Below are 14,414 nucleotides of genomic sequence, written 5' to 3' on the forward strand. Positions count from 1 at the left end.
ATGAACAGGATATTGCATAAAGACAAGCTCTCGGAAAATACTTCAAAAATAATAGTTGAAACTCCTCATATTGCAAATGCCGCAAAACCGGGACAGTTTATTGTCGTTGTGCCTACAGAGAAGGCCGAAAGGATCCCTTTGACCATAGCCGACCATGATATTAAAAAGGGAACGATAACGATAATTTTTCAAATAATCGGGGCAACAACAAAAGTGTTGGATTCTCTAAAAGCCGGAAATGAAATTGCGCATCTTTTGGGTCCTTTGGGCGTTCCGTCCGAGATCGAAAAGTTCGGAAGGGTTGTCATTATCGGCGGTGGGGTTGGAATTGCCGAGATCTATCCTCTAGTTAAGTCGCTAAAAGAAACTGGCAATGAAGTCGTTTCGATAATTGGTGCTAGAAACAAAGACCTATTGATCTATGAAGAAGAACTTAGATTACAGAGCACGGATCTTCGGGTTGCAACTGATGACGGATCTTCTGGAATTAAGGGGTTCGTCTCGGATATCTTAATGGAAATGATCTCTAAAAAAGAGAAAATTGATAGGGTAATAGCCGTAGGGCCGACTCCGATGATGAAAGTCATATGTGATATCACAAAACCATATAAAATAAGGACGATTGTTTCGCTAAATACCCTAATGCTTGATGCAACAGGCATGTGTGGTATTTGCAGGATAACTGTCGGCGGGAAAATTAAGTTTTCGTGCGTCGATGGCCCCGAATTTGACGGGCATGAAGTCGATTTTGTCGAATTATCTTCTCGGTTAAGAATGTTTAAAGATGTTGAAAAGCAAGCAATGGATCATGTTTGCAGGCTTATGACCCCCACTGACCCTTCGGAACATCTCCCCATGGCTAAGGGGGAGAATGAGAGGGGGTAAAAGGTTTACTATGGCTGAAAAAATACCAAAACAAGAAATGATAAATAGGCCGGCAACGGATAGAATAAAAAATTTTGAGGAAGTTCCATTAGGTTATACCGTCGATCAAGCTATTGCCGAAGCAAATAGATGCCTGCAATGTAAAAGCCCCAAATGTGTCGCGGAATGTCCAGTTGAAGTCGATATCCCCGCATTTATAAAATTTGTAGCTAAAGGCGACTTTGAATCAGCTGTCAAAAAAATAAAAGAAACAAATTCACTTCCGGCTATTTGCGGCCGAGTCTGTCCCCAAGAAGAACAATGCGAAATGAAGTGTATTATCGGCATTAAAGGAAAATCGGTCGGGATCGGTAATCTAGAAAGATTTGTTGCCGATTGGGAAAGAAGCAAACTCACCCCCAACCCCTCTCTTGTTAAGAGAGGGGTGCCGAACGAAGTGAGGCGAGGTGAGTTAGTTGCTGTTATTGGCAGCGGCCCATCAGGACTTGCATGTGCTGGAGACCTTGCTATTCTTGGATATCAAGTCACAGTATTTGAATCGCTTCATGTAACCGGCGGAGTTTTGACTTACGGGATCCCCGAATTCCGTTTACCCAAGAAGATCGTCGATCTTGAGATACAATACGTTAAAAGTTTAGGCGTTGAGATAAAAACCGATATGCTGATTGGCAATGTATATACGATAAATGATCTCTTAAAAGAATATAAGGCTGTTTTTATTGGATCAGGCGCCGGTCTTCCAAAGTTCATGGGAATTGTCGGTGAGAATTATGATGGTGTCTATTCCGCGAACGAGTTTTTGTTCCGCGTAAATATGATGAAAGCATGGAAATTTCCGGAATACTTAACTCCGATAAAGATCGGCAAACGTGTTGCTGTTGTCGGCGGCGGCAATGTGGCGATGGACGCGGCCAGGGTCTCATTAAGGCTTGGCGCCGATGAAGTCTATTTAATCTACAGGAGAACAGAAAAAGAAATGCCTGCTCGCCGTGAAGAGATCCATCGCGCGAAAGAAGAGGGGATAATATTCAAAGAGCTGACACTTCCTGCAAAATACCACAGGGGTGAAAATGGATGGATAACCGATCTTGAATGCATCCAAATGGAACTTGGGGATACTGACTCTTCAGGCAGGAGAAAACCCGTAGAAATTAAGAGCTCAAATTTCAAAATTCCGATTGATACAGCTGTTGTCGCTATTGGCAATTCTCCAAATCCTTTGGTCCCGCTTCGCACCCAAAACCTCAAAACACATTCATGGGGCGGAATAATAATTACAGAAGATGCACAAACTTCGATCAATAATGTTTATGCCGGTGGAGATATTGTCCGAGGCGCCGCTACGGTAATTTCCGCAATGGGCGACGGGAAAAAGGCCGCGAAAGAGATCAATAAGCTTTTATCGTCAAATAAATAATAGTGCTATCCAAAAAAGAAAATTTACCGCCGATCCGCTCAAGTACGGCAAATTACTGTGCATCGCGAGCGCGAACCCGCCAAAAATAGGCCCTGCAATTCGCCCTAAGCTATCGATGGATTGCATTGCTCCCATTGTAGCCCCTTCATCTATCTCTGTCCTTTTGGAGATTAGAGATGCCAAGCTTGGGCGGCAAAGGCCAGCTCCCGCGCTTGCAATTCCAACAAAGATCATCAGAGAAATAAAATCATATGAAAAGATCGTAAGGAGATAACCGATCGAAGATAATATCAGGCCGATCTTAACGATGTTTTCTTCCCCGAACCTTTTAATTAATCGGCCTATCAGCATGCCTTGGATAATTACTATCACAACACCCATTGAGACAAATATCCAGCCCATTTCGACCGCTCCAAAATTCAGCTTGTCTTTCGCGAAAAGCGAGAATGTGCCTTCAAAATTCGCGGTCGAGAATGAAACGACAAAAACCAGGAAAAACGCGAAGGCCAAAAACCCCCTAAGCGACAGCAGGTGTTTGAACCTATTGTATTCGACCTCGCTGCGGCTTCGTTTTTTCTTTGATTCTTTCAGGAATATTGCCGCAAAGAGGAGATTTATTACGGCTAAGACTGCAGAGAAAAAGAACGGCGCGCTAAAGTGCAATATGGAAAATAAGCTTCCGATAGCAGGACCTACAATTACGCCAAGGCCCATTGCGGCGCCCATTAGGCCCATTCCATGGCCACGGTTTTCCGTATCGGTCACATCAGCGACATATGCCATAGCCGTCGGAAGGCATGCAGAAGATAGTATCCCGCCTAATATCCTCGAGGCAAAAAGCATCAGAAGGCTGTCCGCAATGCCGAAAAGAACGAATGAAACGGCAAATCCCGCAAGACCTATCAGGATTATGGGCTTTCTCCCGTATTTATCAGAAAGTGATCCCCAAACAGGCGAAAAGATAAACTGCATCAGCGAATAGCTTGCCATAAGCAAGCCTATTTGGAACGAGGTCGCGCCCAGGTTCAGCGAAAAAAAGGGGAGGATCGGGAGTATTATCCCAAAACCGGCCATGACTAAAAACATGGTCATGAACAATATTATTATCCCGGAATTTCTTAATCCCATGTTAAAAATTATTTTCTATGATCTTTCTTGTTTCATCCATATTCAAAAGGATAACGCTTCCCGCGGCGTTGTTGCCGGGGTCTCCAGGCAAAGTGATGCTCCTAAAGTTATTTTTCGGCATCATTCTCATATTATTTGCAAGCATAATGAAGCCTTTCAGACTTAAGTCGCTTTTGACGTTTACCCTAATGAGGTTGATGATGAACGGAGCTTTGATGATCGATTGGAAAGACGCAAGCCTTGAAGATAATGCATTCAAAAATTTCTGCTGGCGTTCAATGCGCCCTAGGTCGCCTAAGGCATCGTGCCTGAACCGCACATATTCCTCGGCCTGCTTCCCGCTCAACCTCTGCCATCCGGCCTTGAGATTTATAAAAAGTCCCTGGGCTCGGTCGATGTAAAACATGTCTTTATCAACGTTTATTAGGACGCCGCCTAGAAGGTCTACAAGTTTAGGCAGGGTCGCGGTATTTACAATCAGATATTTATCGATCGGGATATCGAGAAGTTTTTCGATCGTTGCCTTAGTAAGGCTTATTCCGCCCAAAACAAAGGCGGCATTTATTTTATTGTATCCAAACCCCGGCACTGCAACATATGAATCCCTTGGTATCGAAACAATATTCAGCCGGTTCACCAGCGGGTCGACATGAAGGACCATGATCGAGTCGCTGCGGCCGCTTTCCGAAATGATCTTCCCGGTTTCGGCGTTGGTGTCGAGATCGGTCCCGATGACCAAGATATTCATTGGGCGGCCGATGATGCCGAATTTTATGATAAATGGGATATGGGCGGGGAAAAATAAATTCGTGTAAAAGTAAATTATTCCCAGGAACAGGACGATTATCCCGATAAGCCTCAACCAATCGACATGTTTCCCGGTTTTTGTCATTTCTTTTCGTAGCCGATCGGGATAAGGAGCAATGGTTCGTGGTCGGGCGGAAGGCTCATTGAAGCCGCAACGACATCGTCCCAGAACGAACCGACACAGACTGTTTTAAGGCCTAAAGCTGTCGCCTGAAGGAGAAGATTTTCTGATGCAGTACCAGCTTCTATGTAGACATATCTTTCGGCTCGGCTGCCGAATTTTGTCCTTGTTTTATTATAGTTTGCCGAAACAATAACAATAAAAGGAGCTTCAGCTACAAAAGTCTGCGCTAGCGCGGCTCGGGCCAAGCTTTGCCGCTTATCGCCTTTTACGATAACCTCAAGTTTATGCTCTAATGGCAGGTAATGGTATACGCCGGTCTTGTCCACGGCATATATTTCCAACGGGTATAGGCTGCCTGCGGACGGCGCCGACCTGAAATTCCATTGTGGGTCAGTTATACCTTGGCACGCCCATAATAATTGGGATATCTGGGTTGAATTTAGCGGCGTTTCGAGGAATGATCTTTCCGATCGCCTTCGATAAATTGCTTCTTCGAGCGACATTTGTCCTGTTGATCTTGACTGCGGGAGAGTTATTGTTTCGGCATAAGCCAAAGAGCAGAATACAATTAGGATGAGAGAGGTTATTATGCGCTTTCGCATAAAAACTATTATAACATAAGGTATTTTAAAGGCAAAATCCCGTAGCAATGCATGCGCATTGTACGGGATAAACCCCGCAGCATGCTGCAGCATGATACGGGGCTTTTTATTATACAGAAGCGGTTTCTTTTTGCTTTTTTGGGAAATCAAGCATTTGTACGCCTTCAGCTACAATTTCTGTCGAGGTGCGGTTGTTGCCTTCCTTATCTTTGTACTTGCTTATCTGAATCCTTCCGTCTACCGCAACGAGCCTTCCTTTCTTAAGGTATTCTCCGCAAATTTTTGCAAGAGGACCCCAGGCGATGCAATTGAAGAAATCAACTTCCTTTACTCCTTCCTTTTTGAAAGGCCTTTCAACTGCGATCGAAAACCTTGTGATCGGGTTTTCTTTCGAAGTAAATCGGGTTTCCGGGTCGGCCGTTAATCGTCCAATAAGCATGGTCTTGTTTAATGATGCCATCGTATTCACCTCCTTTTTTCTAAGATATTTTTGATTACACAAGATACACAGCAATTATCGCGCCAACTCACCCCCTTAATCCCCCTCTCTTAATAAGAGAGGGGGAAACCCGAGCAAAGCGAGGGAGGGGGTGAGTTAATCTTCGTCATAAGCGACGAAATCATGTATAATTATTTGCAATGGACGAAAACATAACAATTTTTCGGAAATGCGGCACATATGACCAGGTTGAAGTATTCAATTCGATAACTTCAGCCCTTGAGCCGCTAGGCGGCATAGGAAGATTTGTTAAACCGGGGCAAAAAGTATTGCTTAAGCCAAATATCTTGGCCGGTTACAGTCCGGATAAAGCCGTAACGACTAATCCAGAAGTTATACGGGCGATCATTCGTCTGGTTAGGTTGGCTGGCGCCCATGCATTCGTCGGTGAAAGCCCCGGATTTGGAACTGCCGAGAAAATGTCAAAAATTACCGGCATTAAGAAGGTACTTGATGAAGAAAAAGTAGACCTGATCGAATTTAAAACACCCAAAGAAGTAAATTTCCCGGATGGGAAAAAATTCAAAAGAATAACTGTCGCGGCGGAAGTCTATGGCTATGATGTTTTGATAAATATCCCGAAATTTAAGACCCATGTGCTTACCGGAACTACTAATGCCGTAAAAAATCTTTTTGGATGCGTTCCCGGCCTTTTAAAGAGCCAATATCATTATAAAATAAAAGAACGCGAGCCTTTTATTGAGCTCCTCGAAGATCTGGCGAGATTAATTAAACCGAAATTGACGATAATGGACGCGGTATTGGCAATGGAGGGGGAAGGCGGGCCTGCTGGCGGGACGCCAAGACATTTGGGAATTATTGGCGCGACATCGGATCCCTTCGATATCGACCAATTGATGCTTAAGATCATTAACGGGGAAAACATCCAAGGGTTTTCTTGTCCCGATTTTAAAAAGATAAATATCTTGCCAAGCAATGTCGAATTTTTGCCGCTTTCATTTTTATTAAGCTTTATCAATAAGAACTTTTCCGATAAACCTGTGATCGATCCCAAAAAATGCGTCAATTGCAAGATTTGTATCAATGTATGCGCCGCAAAAGCTATGTCCGTCGGATCCAAAAATCCTGTTTACGATTATGGCAAATGCATAAGATGCTTCTGCTGCCAGGAAATGTGCCCGGAAAGAGCTATATTTGTAAAAAAGAACATGATATCGGATCTTTTGGCCAAGATATTTAATCGAAAATAATATTATGCAAGTTTTGGGTGTGACGCGACGATTATATTGTGTGATACCTGAAATGAACATCCAAATCCAAAATCTCGTAGTTAAACTTCATGGCCCCGACAGGGTTGCTATAATGCATTCCCTTACAGACGAATTGTTGGGAGAGGAAGGGGTCCGCAGGGCGATCAACTATAATGTATATTACGGCGATCCGGAAGCGAAACAAGTTGCTATTGAGTTGGCCTCAAAAATGAAAGTTCTTACTCCACAAGATATCGAATCGCTCTCCGCATAACTTCTCTATAAGCTTTCTTTATAGGGATATGATGTTTATTCGCTAATTTCTTATAGTCTTCGTATTCAGGCGCGATAGTCATGATCTTCTTTCCAAGTGTTCCGATCTTAACGGCGGCTTTCCCATATTTTGTGTTGATCTGTTTAAAATGGCGGCCAAGTTTTTCTCTTTGGACTAAGAATGTTCGAACGCCAAACGAGGTAGTCGTTTCAAAAATCGTCTTTAGGATGATATCCTCCAATTCGATAGGGCATAATACAGTTAGTTTGACCGCCGCCCTTTCTTTTTTCATCCGAATATCTTCAAAATATGCATCGTATGCCCCAGCTTTCAATAAGGATGTGATCGTATTATCGAAAAGTTTCGGAGCAATATCGTCTATGTTTGTTTCGATCATTAAAACCATATCTTTTTTGGTTTCTAATTCTTTTTCACCGATAATTACCCTTAAGAAATTCGGCTGAACTTTAAGGTCATATCCGCCGGCTCCGAATCCGGTCTTTTCAACTTCTATCCTTGGCAATGGTCCAAAACTTTTCGCGAGAGTTGCAATGATCGCGGCTCCCGTTGGCGTTGCGAGCTCTTTTTTTATTCCCGAATCATAGATCGGTATCCCTTTTAGAAGTTCAACCGTCGCAGGCCCCGGAATTGGGATCGTTCCATGAGCGCATTTTGTGGTTCCCGATCCAACATTTATTGGAGAGCAAAAAACTTCTTCGATACCAAGAAAGGCTAGGCAAGTAACGGAACCCACGATATCTATTATCGCGTCAATAGCGCCGACTTCATGGAAGTGGATTTCATTTATCCCGCATTTATGGACTTTGGCTTCCGCTTTTGCAAGATTGTAAAATATTTTCTTGCTTAAAACTTTTATTTTTTTCGACAGATGGCTATTATCTATTATTTTATTGATATCTTTAAGCGACCGATGGTTTTTTTCTTTTATGGTTTTTACCTCGATATGAGTAGCATTAATTCTGTTGTTTGTTTTTCTGGTAACGAGTAACGAGTAATGCGTAATGCGAAGCTTTGCTAGTTCTTTTTTTAGATGTTCAATCGGAACTCCGGCATTTACAAGCGATCCTAAGATCATGTTGCCGGAGATACCCGATGCGCAGTCAAAATAAGCGGTTTTCATTTGCGATTAACAATTGCGTTCGCCATAACGGCGGCGCCGAAGCCGTTGTCGATATTTACCGCGGCAACTCCGGGTGCGCAGGAGTTTAGCATCGTTAAAAGTGCCGACAATCCTTTGAAACTTGCTCCATAGCCAACCGATGTCGGGACGGCGATAATTGGCGCAGAAATTAATCCTCCAATTACAGATGGCAATGCGCCTTCCATTCCGGCGACAGCGATAATAACAGAGGCTCTTTTTAAGATTTTAATATTTTTCAACAAACGATGTATACCCGCAACTCCAACGTCATGTAGCTTTTCGACTTTAAGCCCAAGAAATTCTGCCGTAATTGCGGCTTCTTCGGAAACGGGTATGTCGGATGTGCCTGCGGTTACAATAAGTACAGGGTTTCTATGCCTGCCTGCCGATCCGTCCTCCGTAGCAGTGCTACTGCGGAGGATGGAAGCTTTAGCGAAGGCAGGTTTCTTTGTTTCTATGTCGCTTTGTTTGAAAGTAACGATTCGTGCGACTTTGTGATATTTCGCTTTTGGAAGAATTTCTTTTATTGCCTTGAATGCCGTTTTATCAGCCCGGGTTGCTAATACATCATGGCCATAATGCGCGATGCGCGATGCGATATGCGCTATTTGATCGGGAGTTTTTCCTTGGCAGTAGATCACTTCAGGGAATCCTTTTCGTTTTATCCTATGATGGTCTATTTTTGCGAACCCAAGGTCTTCGTAGTGTGGTTTATTCTTGCTCACATTTACTATTATATCGTGAAATTTACTGATTGCACAGGTAGGGTTAGCTGTTTAGATGGGATTATATAATCAGCCTATATTTTCTGTCGTCCGTGGTACTGGTTTGATCTCATGCATCGAAGCTAGCCAGCTAAACCCTGCGGAGAATTTTGTAGCCGCGTCATACCATGCTTTTGCAAAGTCTCCCTTGACTAGAGCATGGCTTAGGTCAACGCCGGTCAAATTTGAAAATCTTGCATCCAAATCAGTGAAAGATGCATCCCCGAAAGTGCTAAATCTTAAGCTTGCGCCTGATAACAGAGGGAAGTATGTTCCACAACTAAATGAATGTGTATCTTCAAATCTTTTGGGCCCGATAACAGATCCGCTAAAGTCAAGGTATAATACAGAATGGGCCGCGGCAAATCCAGCTAATCTTCCGACTTCGCCATGGGTGAGCGCGTGTTTGAGGTTCAGTCCGGATTCGTTGATCTTTCTTGCGACATCTCCAAGCGATCTATGGTTCGGCCCCAAAACGCTGGATGCGATCCCGATCGGCGTCCTCCAAATATTTTTTTGAACTTGAAATTTTGTCCCATCAATTGCCATGATATTTTCCTCCTGAAGAATTATTTTTTACTCTATACGCCTACTTCGGGAAGTAATATCAGAAATTTCACTTATTAAAAAATACTTTTAGAAATTTTTTGTGCCCCGTAAATAGACATAAAAATATCGTGATGGTATACTTTATCAATCGACCGGTTGCGGACTTCGACGAGCTCAGTCGAGTCGTTGCGCGGCTTGAAACGTATATCGCAATACGTTTCCCACTTCCCAACCCATTGACGCTTATCGATTTTATGGAGGAGTGGCCGAGTGGTTGAAGGCGAACGCCTCGCCACCGCTACGTTCCGCAGACGGAACTAGCGGGGTTCCGCCAAAGGCGGAAAAAGCACTAATACTTAGAAGAATAATCGAATGTTTTATATATACATATTAGAAAACGATGTCAATAAGCATTACATCGGATATACTTCGAAAGATCCCATTGAAAGATTAGAGGAGCACAATCGATCAAAGGGAAATTGGACAAGATATAAAGGCCCTTGGAAATTAGTTTATCAGGAAAGCTTTTTAACTAAAGAAGAAGCTTCTAGAAGAGAAAAGCAGATAAAAAATTATAAAGGCGGTCAAGCCTTTAAAAAATTAGTTATTAATATTTAGTTGGAGGGATGGCTGAGCGGTTGAAAGCGGTCGCCTCGAAAGCGACTATACTGGAAACAGTATCGGGGGTTCGAATCCTCCTCCCTCCGCCAGTTGAGAAATGTCTTTGTTGGCTCGCCCGAGGCTAAGGCTCGCCAACCGTTTTTCATAGAAATTTCAAGCCGTTTTGAATTCAGTAAGGCCAAGAGAAAACTTTTTGAATTTTTATTGATTAAGACAACCGACATACCCCGAGCGCAAGCTCGAGGGAATATGAGTCTTTTTAGCCCCCTGATATAATTGGAGACAGGTTAGGAAGCGAACATTTTCCGACGGTTTTTGAAACTAAGCAATTTTTTGAGAGTTTTCCGAGGTTCTAATCTCTAATTGCTGGTTTTTTCTTTCCCATCACCTCCATTCCCCCAATTTTGGAAACAGTTAATCCTTATGCCGCCGTAGCGGCCGGTTCCAAGGGCGGAGGAGCAGCGAATATTTTCTTGAGATTGTATGCCATGTAAGTTAGCAAAGATTGGGCATGTGTCTTAAGCTCGCCCCAGTAGCGCGATCTTTTCAGGCGATAACTGCGCTTGCCAACGGCAAAAGGCACCTCGACCATACAGCGCATGCTCCGGGCGTAAACATAATCATCGTTGCTTTCTTTAAAAGAGACATTGAGGAAAAAACGGAAAAGAATGTAGAGATTGATGAGTTCTTCAAGCTGGTAGTCGGAATTAAGCTGCATCGCCTCTTTAAGAAAAAGTATCTTAAACATCAAAACCGGATCGAAAGCACTCTGGCCATTCTTACTATAGCAATTCTTCGCTTCCTCACGGATGAACGACCAATCGAAATCGACCAGTTTAACCAGGATATGAGACGCATAATTGTTCTTGACGTTTTTGGCAAATTCTGCCTCGAAGAGATTCCCGCCGAAACCTTTTAACTCTTTGAACATAAGACACCTCCATAGAAATGATACAACCATTGTAGCAAATGGCTAAAAAGCTAAAATTGAAATAGGCTAGCCGACTGGGGCGGGCTTTCTTTTTTGGACAAAAATCCTAAAAATATTTTTTTATCGCCACAAAGAACATCTGACGATTGCTTAATGGCTAGATAAAATGAGGGTTGAGCCCGTGGGGCTTAACAAGGTATAATGCTATTAGTGAAAGGCTCGAAGAAACCGCGACGCTTGTCCCGATTCCCACATCGGGATTTAGTCGCTGGTTTCTGAGTTGCTAATCGGTCTCATCTTTTCTGATTTGCGACCTTTAATTACGCGAATGCGCGATTTTCTTAAGTTGGTATTAAAAGAATTTGCCGCCAACTGCTTGAAAAGCAGGCAAGCACAACTTATAATTAGTGTAGCTTGCAGCAAAACTTGAAATCGTCCTTTCCGCCTGCCGAGTCCAGAGAATTTCGCTCGGATATTTTCAAACAGACACCGTTCAAACATATAACAAATTGTGATATGTTTGATATACTTATCCCATGGAACTCTTCCAAGATCAAGGAAAACCAGAAGACCAGCCTCTTGCATACCGCATGGCACCTCGAACAGTTGATGAAATATCAGGCCAAGAAGAAATATTGGGGCAGGGGAAATTATTAAGGCGGTTAATCGAAGCCGACAAGATCACATCTATTATTCTTTATGGACCACCCGGAGTCGGAAAAACTGTAATTGCTCGCGTTATTGCCAATACAACCAAAGGCCACTTTGAGTGGCTTAATGCCGCAACGGCTTCAGTTGACGATATTCGAACTGCCAGCCTCCAGGCCAAACAGCGAAGAAAATTAAATGGATTAAAGACTATTCTTTTCCTGGATGAAATCCATCGCTTCAATAAGCTTCAGCAGGATTCATTATTGCCCGATGTTGAAGAGGGCAATCTTATCTTGATCGGCGCAACAACAGAAAATCCTTTCTTTTATGTGAATTCGGCGTTGGTTTCGAGGTCGCAAATATTTGAATTGAAACCTTTATCGACCGAAAACCTAAAAATAGTAATTAATTCGGCTATTAAAGACGCAGATCGTGGATATGGCAAATTAAAAATCGATATAAATAGTGAAGCACTTGAACATTTATCAAAACTGTCGGATGGAGACGCAAGGCGAGCGCTCTCCGCCCTGGAATTGGCCGTCCTTTCAACGCAAAAAGATAAGAGTGGGACAATAAATATTGATCTGAAGGTGGCCGAAGAATCGATCCAAAAGAAAAAAGTTGTCTACGACAAAAAAGGCGACCAACATTACGACACTATTTCCGCTTTTATAAAATCTATGCGCGGTTCAGATCCAGACGCAGCGCTATATTATCTTGCGAAAATGATACATGCCGGTGAAGATCCAAGGTTTATCGCAAGGCGCATTGTTATTTGTGCCGCCGAAGATGTCGGGAATGCTGATCCTTTGGCATTGGTTATTTCAAACGCCGCTATGCAGGTAGCTGAGTTTGTAGGACTTCCGGAAGCAAGAATTCCATTGGCCCAAGCTACAACCTATGTCTCAACGGCGCCAAAAAGCAACGCGGCTTATATGGGAATAAATGAAGCTTTAAAAAAAGTTGAGAATGAAGTTACTCAAGCCGTTCCCGAGCATCTAAAAAATTATACGAGAAAGAACTAATTCAACACAACCTTCAGGCACTCTTTTCCTTCAGCGATAATTTTAAAACCCTCTTGGATCTTTTCTAGAGGCAAGTGATGGGTTACAAGGCCTTTTATTTTAACCTTGCCGGTTTTAATTAATTTTAGAGCTTCCTCGAGATTAACAGGTCCGGCGCCATATGATGATGTGACTGTGATCTCGTTGCGCCAAAAATTTTCGGTTGGGATCTCAATATTCTTATTTGGAATAGCAAAAAAAAGAATGAAGCCCTTTCTGTCAATGCAATTAAAGGCCTGCTCAACCGCGGAATATGCTCCTGTACAAACAATTATCCTGTCGGCTTTGATATTAATATTTTGGCGCGCATCGATAACTTGGTCTGCGCCGAATTCTTTTGCCTTGTTCAGCCTATATTCGGAAATATCTGTTGCGAGAACCTTCGCGCCGGCCAATTTTGCAATCAAAATGTTTAATAATCCGGAGACGCCGCTTCCGAGTACCAATACAGTATGATCTTTCTTGACGCCGATCGCTTTTTGGCCGCGGATAGCGCAGGCTAAAGGTTCGATCAATGTCCCTTCGTCGTTTGAGACATTTTTCGGCAATAAGTAAGTGCCTTTTTCGACATTTATCTTTGGGACGCGGACAAATTCGCTGTAGCCGCCCGGGTCATAGTTGCCTTTATGAAGCGTTTCACACGCAGTTTGGTTTCCTTCTCTGCAATACTTGCATTCTTCGCAAGGGACATGATGGCTTACAAATACTCTCTGCCCGACTTTGTATTTTCCGGACTTGGATTCGACAATTTCGCCTGCAATTTCGTGGCCTAATATCCTTGGGGCTTTTTTGATGCGGTACCATTCCATTAAGTCTGTCCCGCAAATCCCGCTTGCCAGGACTTTCACCAATATTTCGCCGTCGTTTATCGAAGGTTTTGGCCGCTCTTCGATCCGGATGTCATTATTATTGTGGTAAACAGCTGCACGCATCTATTTGTTTTCGTTGAAAATATCTTGAGCTTCTTTTACGCTGGCATTCTTATGGATTATTGCTTGAAGAGCCGCCGCAACAGCCACAGGATGGGGACTTTGCCAAACATTTCGCCCAAGATTTATGCCGACAGACCCTTTTTGCATTCCGTCGTGTACGAATTTAAAAACGTCATGTTCGGTCGCGCATTTGGGCCCCCCGGCCATTACAACCGGGACTGGACAGCCATTAACAACTTTGTCGAAATCTTTTTCGCACCAATAGGTTTTTACGACTTTGGCGCCAAGCTCTGCCGCTATCCGACAAGCTAAAGCTAGATAGCGAGCTTCAAGCTTTTCCATTTCTTTGCCGACCGCGGTAACAGCCATTACCGGGATGTCATATTTTTCGCAAAGATTTACCAATTCGGCCAAATTCAATAAAGTTTCTTTTTCATAGTTGCTTCCGACAAAGATCGAAACTCCCACAGAGCTTGCATTAAGCCGGAGGATCTCTTCGATGGATGTGGTAAGCCCTTCATTCGCGAGGTCTTTTCCTACAATGCTCGTGCCGCCGGACACCCTTAATATTATCGGTTTGCTTATATTCGCATCGATTGAGGAGCGTAAAACGCCTCTGGTTACAAAAAGAGCATCGCAATAAGGCAGCAGCGGTTTAATTGTCTCACCCGGTTTTTCAAGGCAATGCGTGGGCCCCTGGAAATATCCATGGTCTATCGGCAAAAAGAAACAATGTCCGTCGTCTTGAAATAATTTGCTTAACCTGTTTTTCATTCCCCAATTCATGATTATT

General features: G+C 43.3%; 16 protein-coding genes and 1 tRNA gene. 7 read left to right on the forward strand and 10 right to left on the reverse strand.

Annotated elements, in window-relative coordinates; all coding sequences use genetic code 11:
• Positions 1-885 (forward strand): sulfide/dihydroorotate dehydrogenase-like FAD/NAD-binding protein, encoded by an 885-nt coding sequence (locus HZC34_00640; GenBank protein MBI5700343.1) that lies wholly within the window; start codon positions 1-3, stop codon positions 883-885.
• Positions 886-895: 10 nt separating this feature from the next.
• A complete protein-coding gene (gene gltA / locus HZC34_00645) occupies positions 896-2,302 on the forward strand; it encodes an NADPH-dependent glutamate synthase (protein ID MBI5700344.1) in 1,407 nt (468 codons plus the stop codon).
• On the opposite strand, the gene HZC34_00650 is transcribed toward gltA, so the two are convergent.
• From HZC34_00650 to ssb, 4 genes are all read right to left on the reverse strand, one after another.
• On the reverse strand, positions 2,291-3,430 hold the full coding sequence (locus HZC34_00650) for an MFS transporter (protein ID MBI5700345.1): 1,140 nt from the start codon (positions 3,428-3,430) through the stop codon (positions 2,291-2,293). The two genes, gltA and HZC34_00650, sit on opposite strands and share 12 nt — an antisense overlap.
• A 1-nt stretch (position 3,431) precedes the next feature.
• Complete coding sequence (locus tag HZC34_00655) at positions 3,432-4,322, reverse strand: LCP family protein (GenBank protein MBI5700346.1); 891 nt, start codon at positions 4,320-4,322, stop codon at positions 3,432-3,434.
• Positions 4,319-4,963, reverse strand: a complete 645-nt coding sequence (locus HZC34_00660) for a SagB/ThcOx family dehydrogenase (protein ID MBI5700347.1) — start codon at positions 4,961-4,963, stop codon at positions 4,319-4,321. The genes HZC34_00655 and HZC34_00660 overlap by 4 nt, the downstream gene beginning before the upstream one ends.
• 109 nt (positions 4,964-5,072) lie before the next feature.
• Positions 5,073-5,423 (reverse strand): single-stranded DNA-binding protein, encoded by a 351-nt coding sequence (gene ssb, locus HZC34_00665; GenBank protein MBI5700348.1) that lies wholly within the window; start codon positions 5,421-5,423, stop codon positions 5,073-5,075.
• Positions 5,424-5,602: 179 nt separating this feature from the next.
• Here ssb and HZC34_00670 point away from each other — a divergent pair, with 179 nt between their 5' ends.
• Both HZC34_00670 and HZC34_00675 read left to right on the forward strand, forming a co-directional pair.
• The gene (locus HZC34_00670; GenBank protein ID MBI5700349.1) at positions 5,603-6,673 is read left to right on the forward strand and encodes a DUF362 domain-containing protein; all 1,071 of its coding nucleotides are present in this window, start codon (positions 5,603-5,605) and stop codon (positions 6,671-6,673) included.
• A 52-nt stretch (positions 6,674-6,725) separates the two neighbouring features.
• Positions 6,726-6,947, forward strand: coding sequence for a hypothetical protein (locus HZC34_00675; protein ID MBI5700350.1), 222 nt, complete (start codon positions 6,726-6,728; stop codon positions 6,945-6,947).
• On the opposite strand, the gene larC is transcribed toward HZC34_00675, so the two are convergent.
• From larC to HZC34_00690, 3 genes are read right to left on the reverse strand one after another with little or no spacing between them, the layout of a single operon-like run.
• A complete protein-coding gene (larC, locus tag HZC34_00680; GenBank protein ID MBI5700351.1) occupies positions 6,913-8,088 on the reverse strand; it encodes a nickel pincer cofactor biosynthesis protein LarC in 1,176 nt (391 codons plus the stop codon). The two genes, HZC34_00675 and larC, sit on opposite strands and share 35 nt — an antisense overlap.
• Positions 8,085-8,864: a nickel pincer cofactor biosynthesis protein LarB gene (gene larB / locus HZC34_00685; GenBank protein ID MBI5700352.1), complete on the reverse strand. Its 780-nt coding sequence runs from the start codon at positions 8,862-8,864 to the stop codon at positions 8,085-8,087. The genes larC and larB overlap by 4 nt, the downstream gene beginning before the upstream one ends.
• Before the next feature lie 39 nt (positions 8,865-8,903).
• Positions 8,904-9,422, reverse strand: a complete 519-nt coding sequence (locus HZC34_00690) for a pentapeptide repeat-containing protein (protein MBI5700353.1) — start codon at positions 9,420-9,422, stop codon at positions 8,904-8,906.
• A 372-nt stretch (positions 9,423-9,794) separates the two neighbouring features.
• Here HZC34_00690 and HZC34_00695 point away from each other — a divergent pair, with 372 nt between their 5' ends.
• On the forward strand, positions 9,795-10,040 hold the full coding sequence (locus HZC34_00695; protein ID MBI5700354.1) for a GIY-YIG nuclease family protein: 246 nt from the start codon (positions 9,795-9,797) through the stop codon (positions 10,038-10,040).
• 2 nt (positions 10,041-10,042) lie between these two features.
• A tRNA-Ser gene (locus HZC34_00700) sits at positions 10,043-10,132 on the forward strand.
• A 332-nt stretch (positions 10,133-10,464) separates the two neighbouring features.
• Here HZC34_00700 and HZC34_00705 read toward each other — a convergent pair.
• A complete protein-coding gene (locus HZC34_00705; GenBank protein MBI5700355.1) occupies positions 10,465-10,974 on the reverse strand; it encodes a transposase in 510 nt (169 codons plus the stop codon).
• Between the two features lie 536 nt (positions 10,975-11,510).
• On the opposite strand from HZC34_00705, the gene HZC34_00710 reads away from it, so the two are divergent.
• The gene (locus HZC34_00710) at positions 11,511-12,650 is read left to right on the forward strand and encodes a replication-associated recombination protein A (GenBank protein ID MBI5700356.1); all 1,140 of its coding nucleotides are present in this window, start codon (positions 11,511-11,513) and stop codon (positions 12,648-12,650) included.
• Here the strand turns inward: HZC34_00710 and HZC34_00715 are convergent.
• Both HZC34_00715 and lsrF read right to left on the reverse strand, forming a co-directional pair.
• Positions 12,647-13,621, reverse strand: a complete 975-nt coding sequence (locus HZC34_00715; GenBank protein ID MBI5700357.1) for an alcohol dehydrogenase catalytic domain-containing protein — start codon at positions 13,619-13,621, stop codon at positions 12,647-12,649. The genes HZC34_00710 and HZC34_00715 overlap by 4 nt on opposite strands.
• Positions 13,622-14,407: a 3-hydroxy-5-phosphonooxypentane-2,4-dione thiolase gene (lsrF, locus tag HZC34_00720; GenBank protein ID MBI5700358.1), complete on the reverse strand. Its 786-nt coding sequence runs from the start codon at positions 14,405-14,407 to the stop codon at positions 13,622-13,624.
• Positions 14,408-14,414 lie beyond the last annotated feature (7 nt).

It is taken from the genome of Candidatus Saganbacteria bacterium (assembly GCA_016223245.1).
Lineage (GTDB): Bacteria > Margulisbacteria > WOR-1 > XYC2-FULL-46-14 > XYC2-FULL-37-10 > JACRPL01.

Excerpts from the sequence above, each read along its gene's own strand:
- HZC34_00640 (MBI5700343.1), top strand. The coding sequence starts at position 1 with ATGAACAGGATATTGCATAAAGACAAGCTCTCGGAAAATACTTCAAAA.
- gltA (MBI5700344.1), top strand. The coding sequence starts at position 896 with ATGGCTGAAAAAATACCAAAACAAGAAATGATAAATAGGCCGGCAACG.
- HZC34_00650 (MBI5700345.1), bottom strand. The coding sequence starts at position 3,430 with ATGGGATTAAGAAATTCCGGGATAATAATATTGTTCATGACCATGTTT.
- HZC34_00655 (MBI5700346.1), bottom strand. The coding sequence starts at position 4,322 with ATGACAAAAACCGGGAAACATGTCGATTGGTTGAGGCTTATCGGGATA.
- HZC34_00660 (MBI5700347.1), bottom strand. The coding sequence starts at position 4,963 with ATGCGAAAGCGCATAATAACCTCTCTCATCCTAATTGTATTCTGCTCT.
- ssb (MBI5700348.1), bottom strand. The coding sequence starts at position 5,423 with ATGGCATCATTAAACAAGACCATGCTTATTGGACGATTAACGGCCGAC.
- HZC34_00670 (MBI5700349.1), top strand. The coding sequence starts at position 5,603 with ATGGACGAAAACATAACAATTTTTCGGAAATGCGGCACATATGACCAG.
- HZC34_00675 (MBI5700350.1), top strand. The coding sequence starts at position 6,726 with ATGAACATCCAAATCCAAAATCTCGTAGTTAAACTTCATGGCCCCGAC.
- larC (MBI5700351.1), bottom strand. The coding sequence starts at position 8,088 with ATGAAAACCGCTTATTTTGACTGCGCATCGGGTATCTCCGGCAACATG.
- HZC34_00690 (MBI5700353.1), bottom strand. The coding sequence starts at position 9,422 with ATGGCAATTGATGGGACAAAATTTCAAGTTCAAAAAAATATTTGGAGG.
- HZC34_00695 (MBI5700354.1), top strand. The coding sequence starts at position 9,795 with ATGTTTTATATATACATATTAGAAAACGATGTCAATAAGCATTACATC.
- HZC34_00705 (MBI5700355.1), bottom strand. The coding sequence starts at position 10,974 with ATGTTCAAAGAGTTAAAAGGTTTCGGCGGGAATCTCTTCGAGGCAGAA.
- HZC34_00710 (MBI5700356.1), top strand. The coding sequence starts at position 11,511 with ATGGAACTCTTCCAAGATCAAGGAAAACCAGAAGACCAGCCTCTTGCA.
- HZC34_00715 (MBI5700357.1), bottom strand. The coding sequence starts at position 13,621 with ATGCGTGCAGCTGTTTACCACAATAATAATGACATCCGGATCGAAGAG.
- lsrF (MBI5700358.1), bottom strand. The coding sequence starts at position 14,407 with ATGAATTGGGGAATGAAAAACAGGTTAAGCAAATTATTTCAAGACGAC.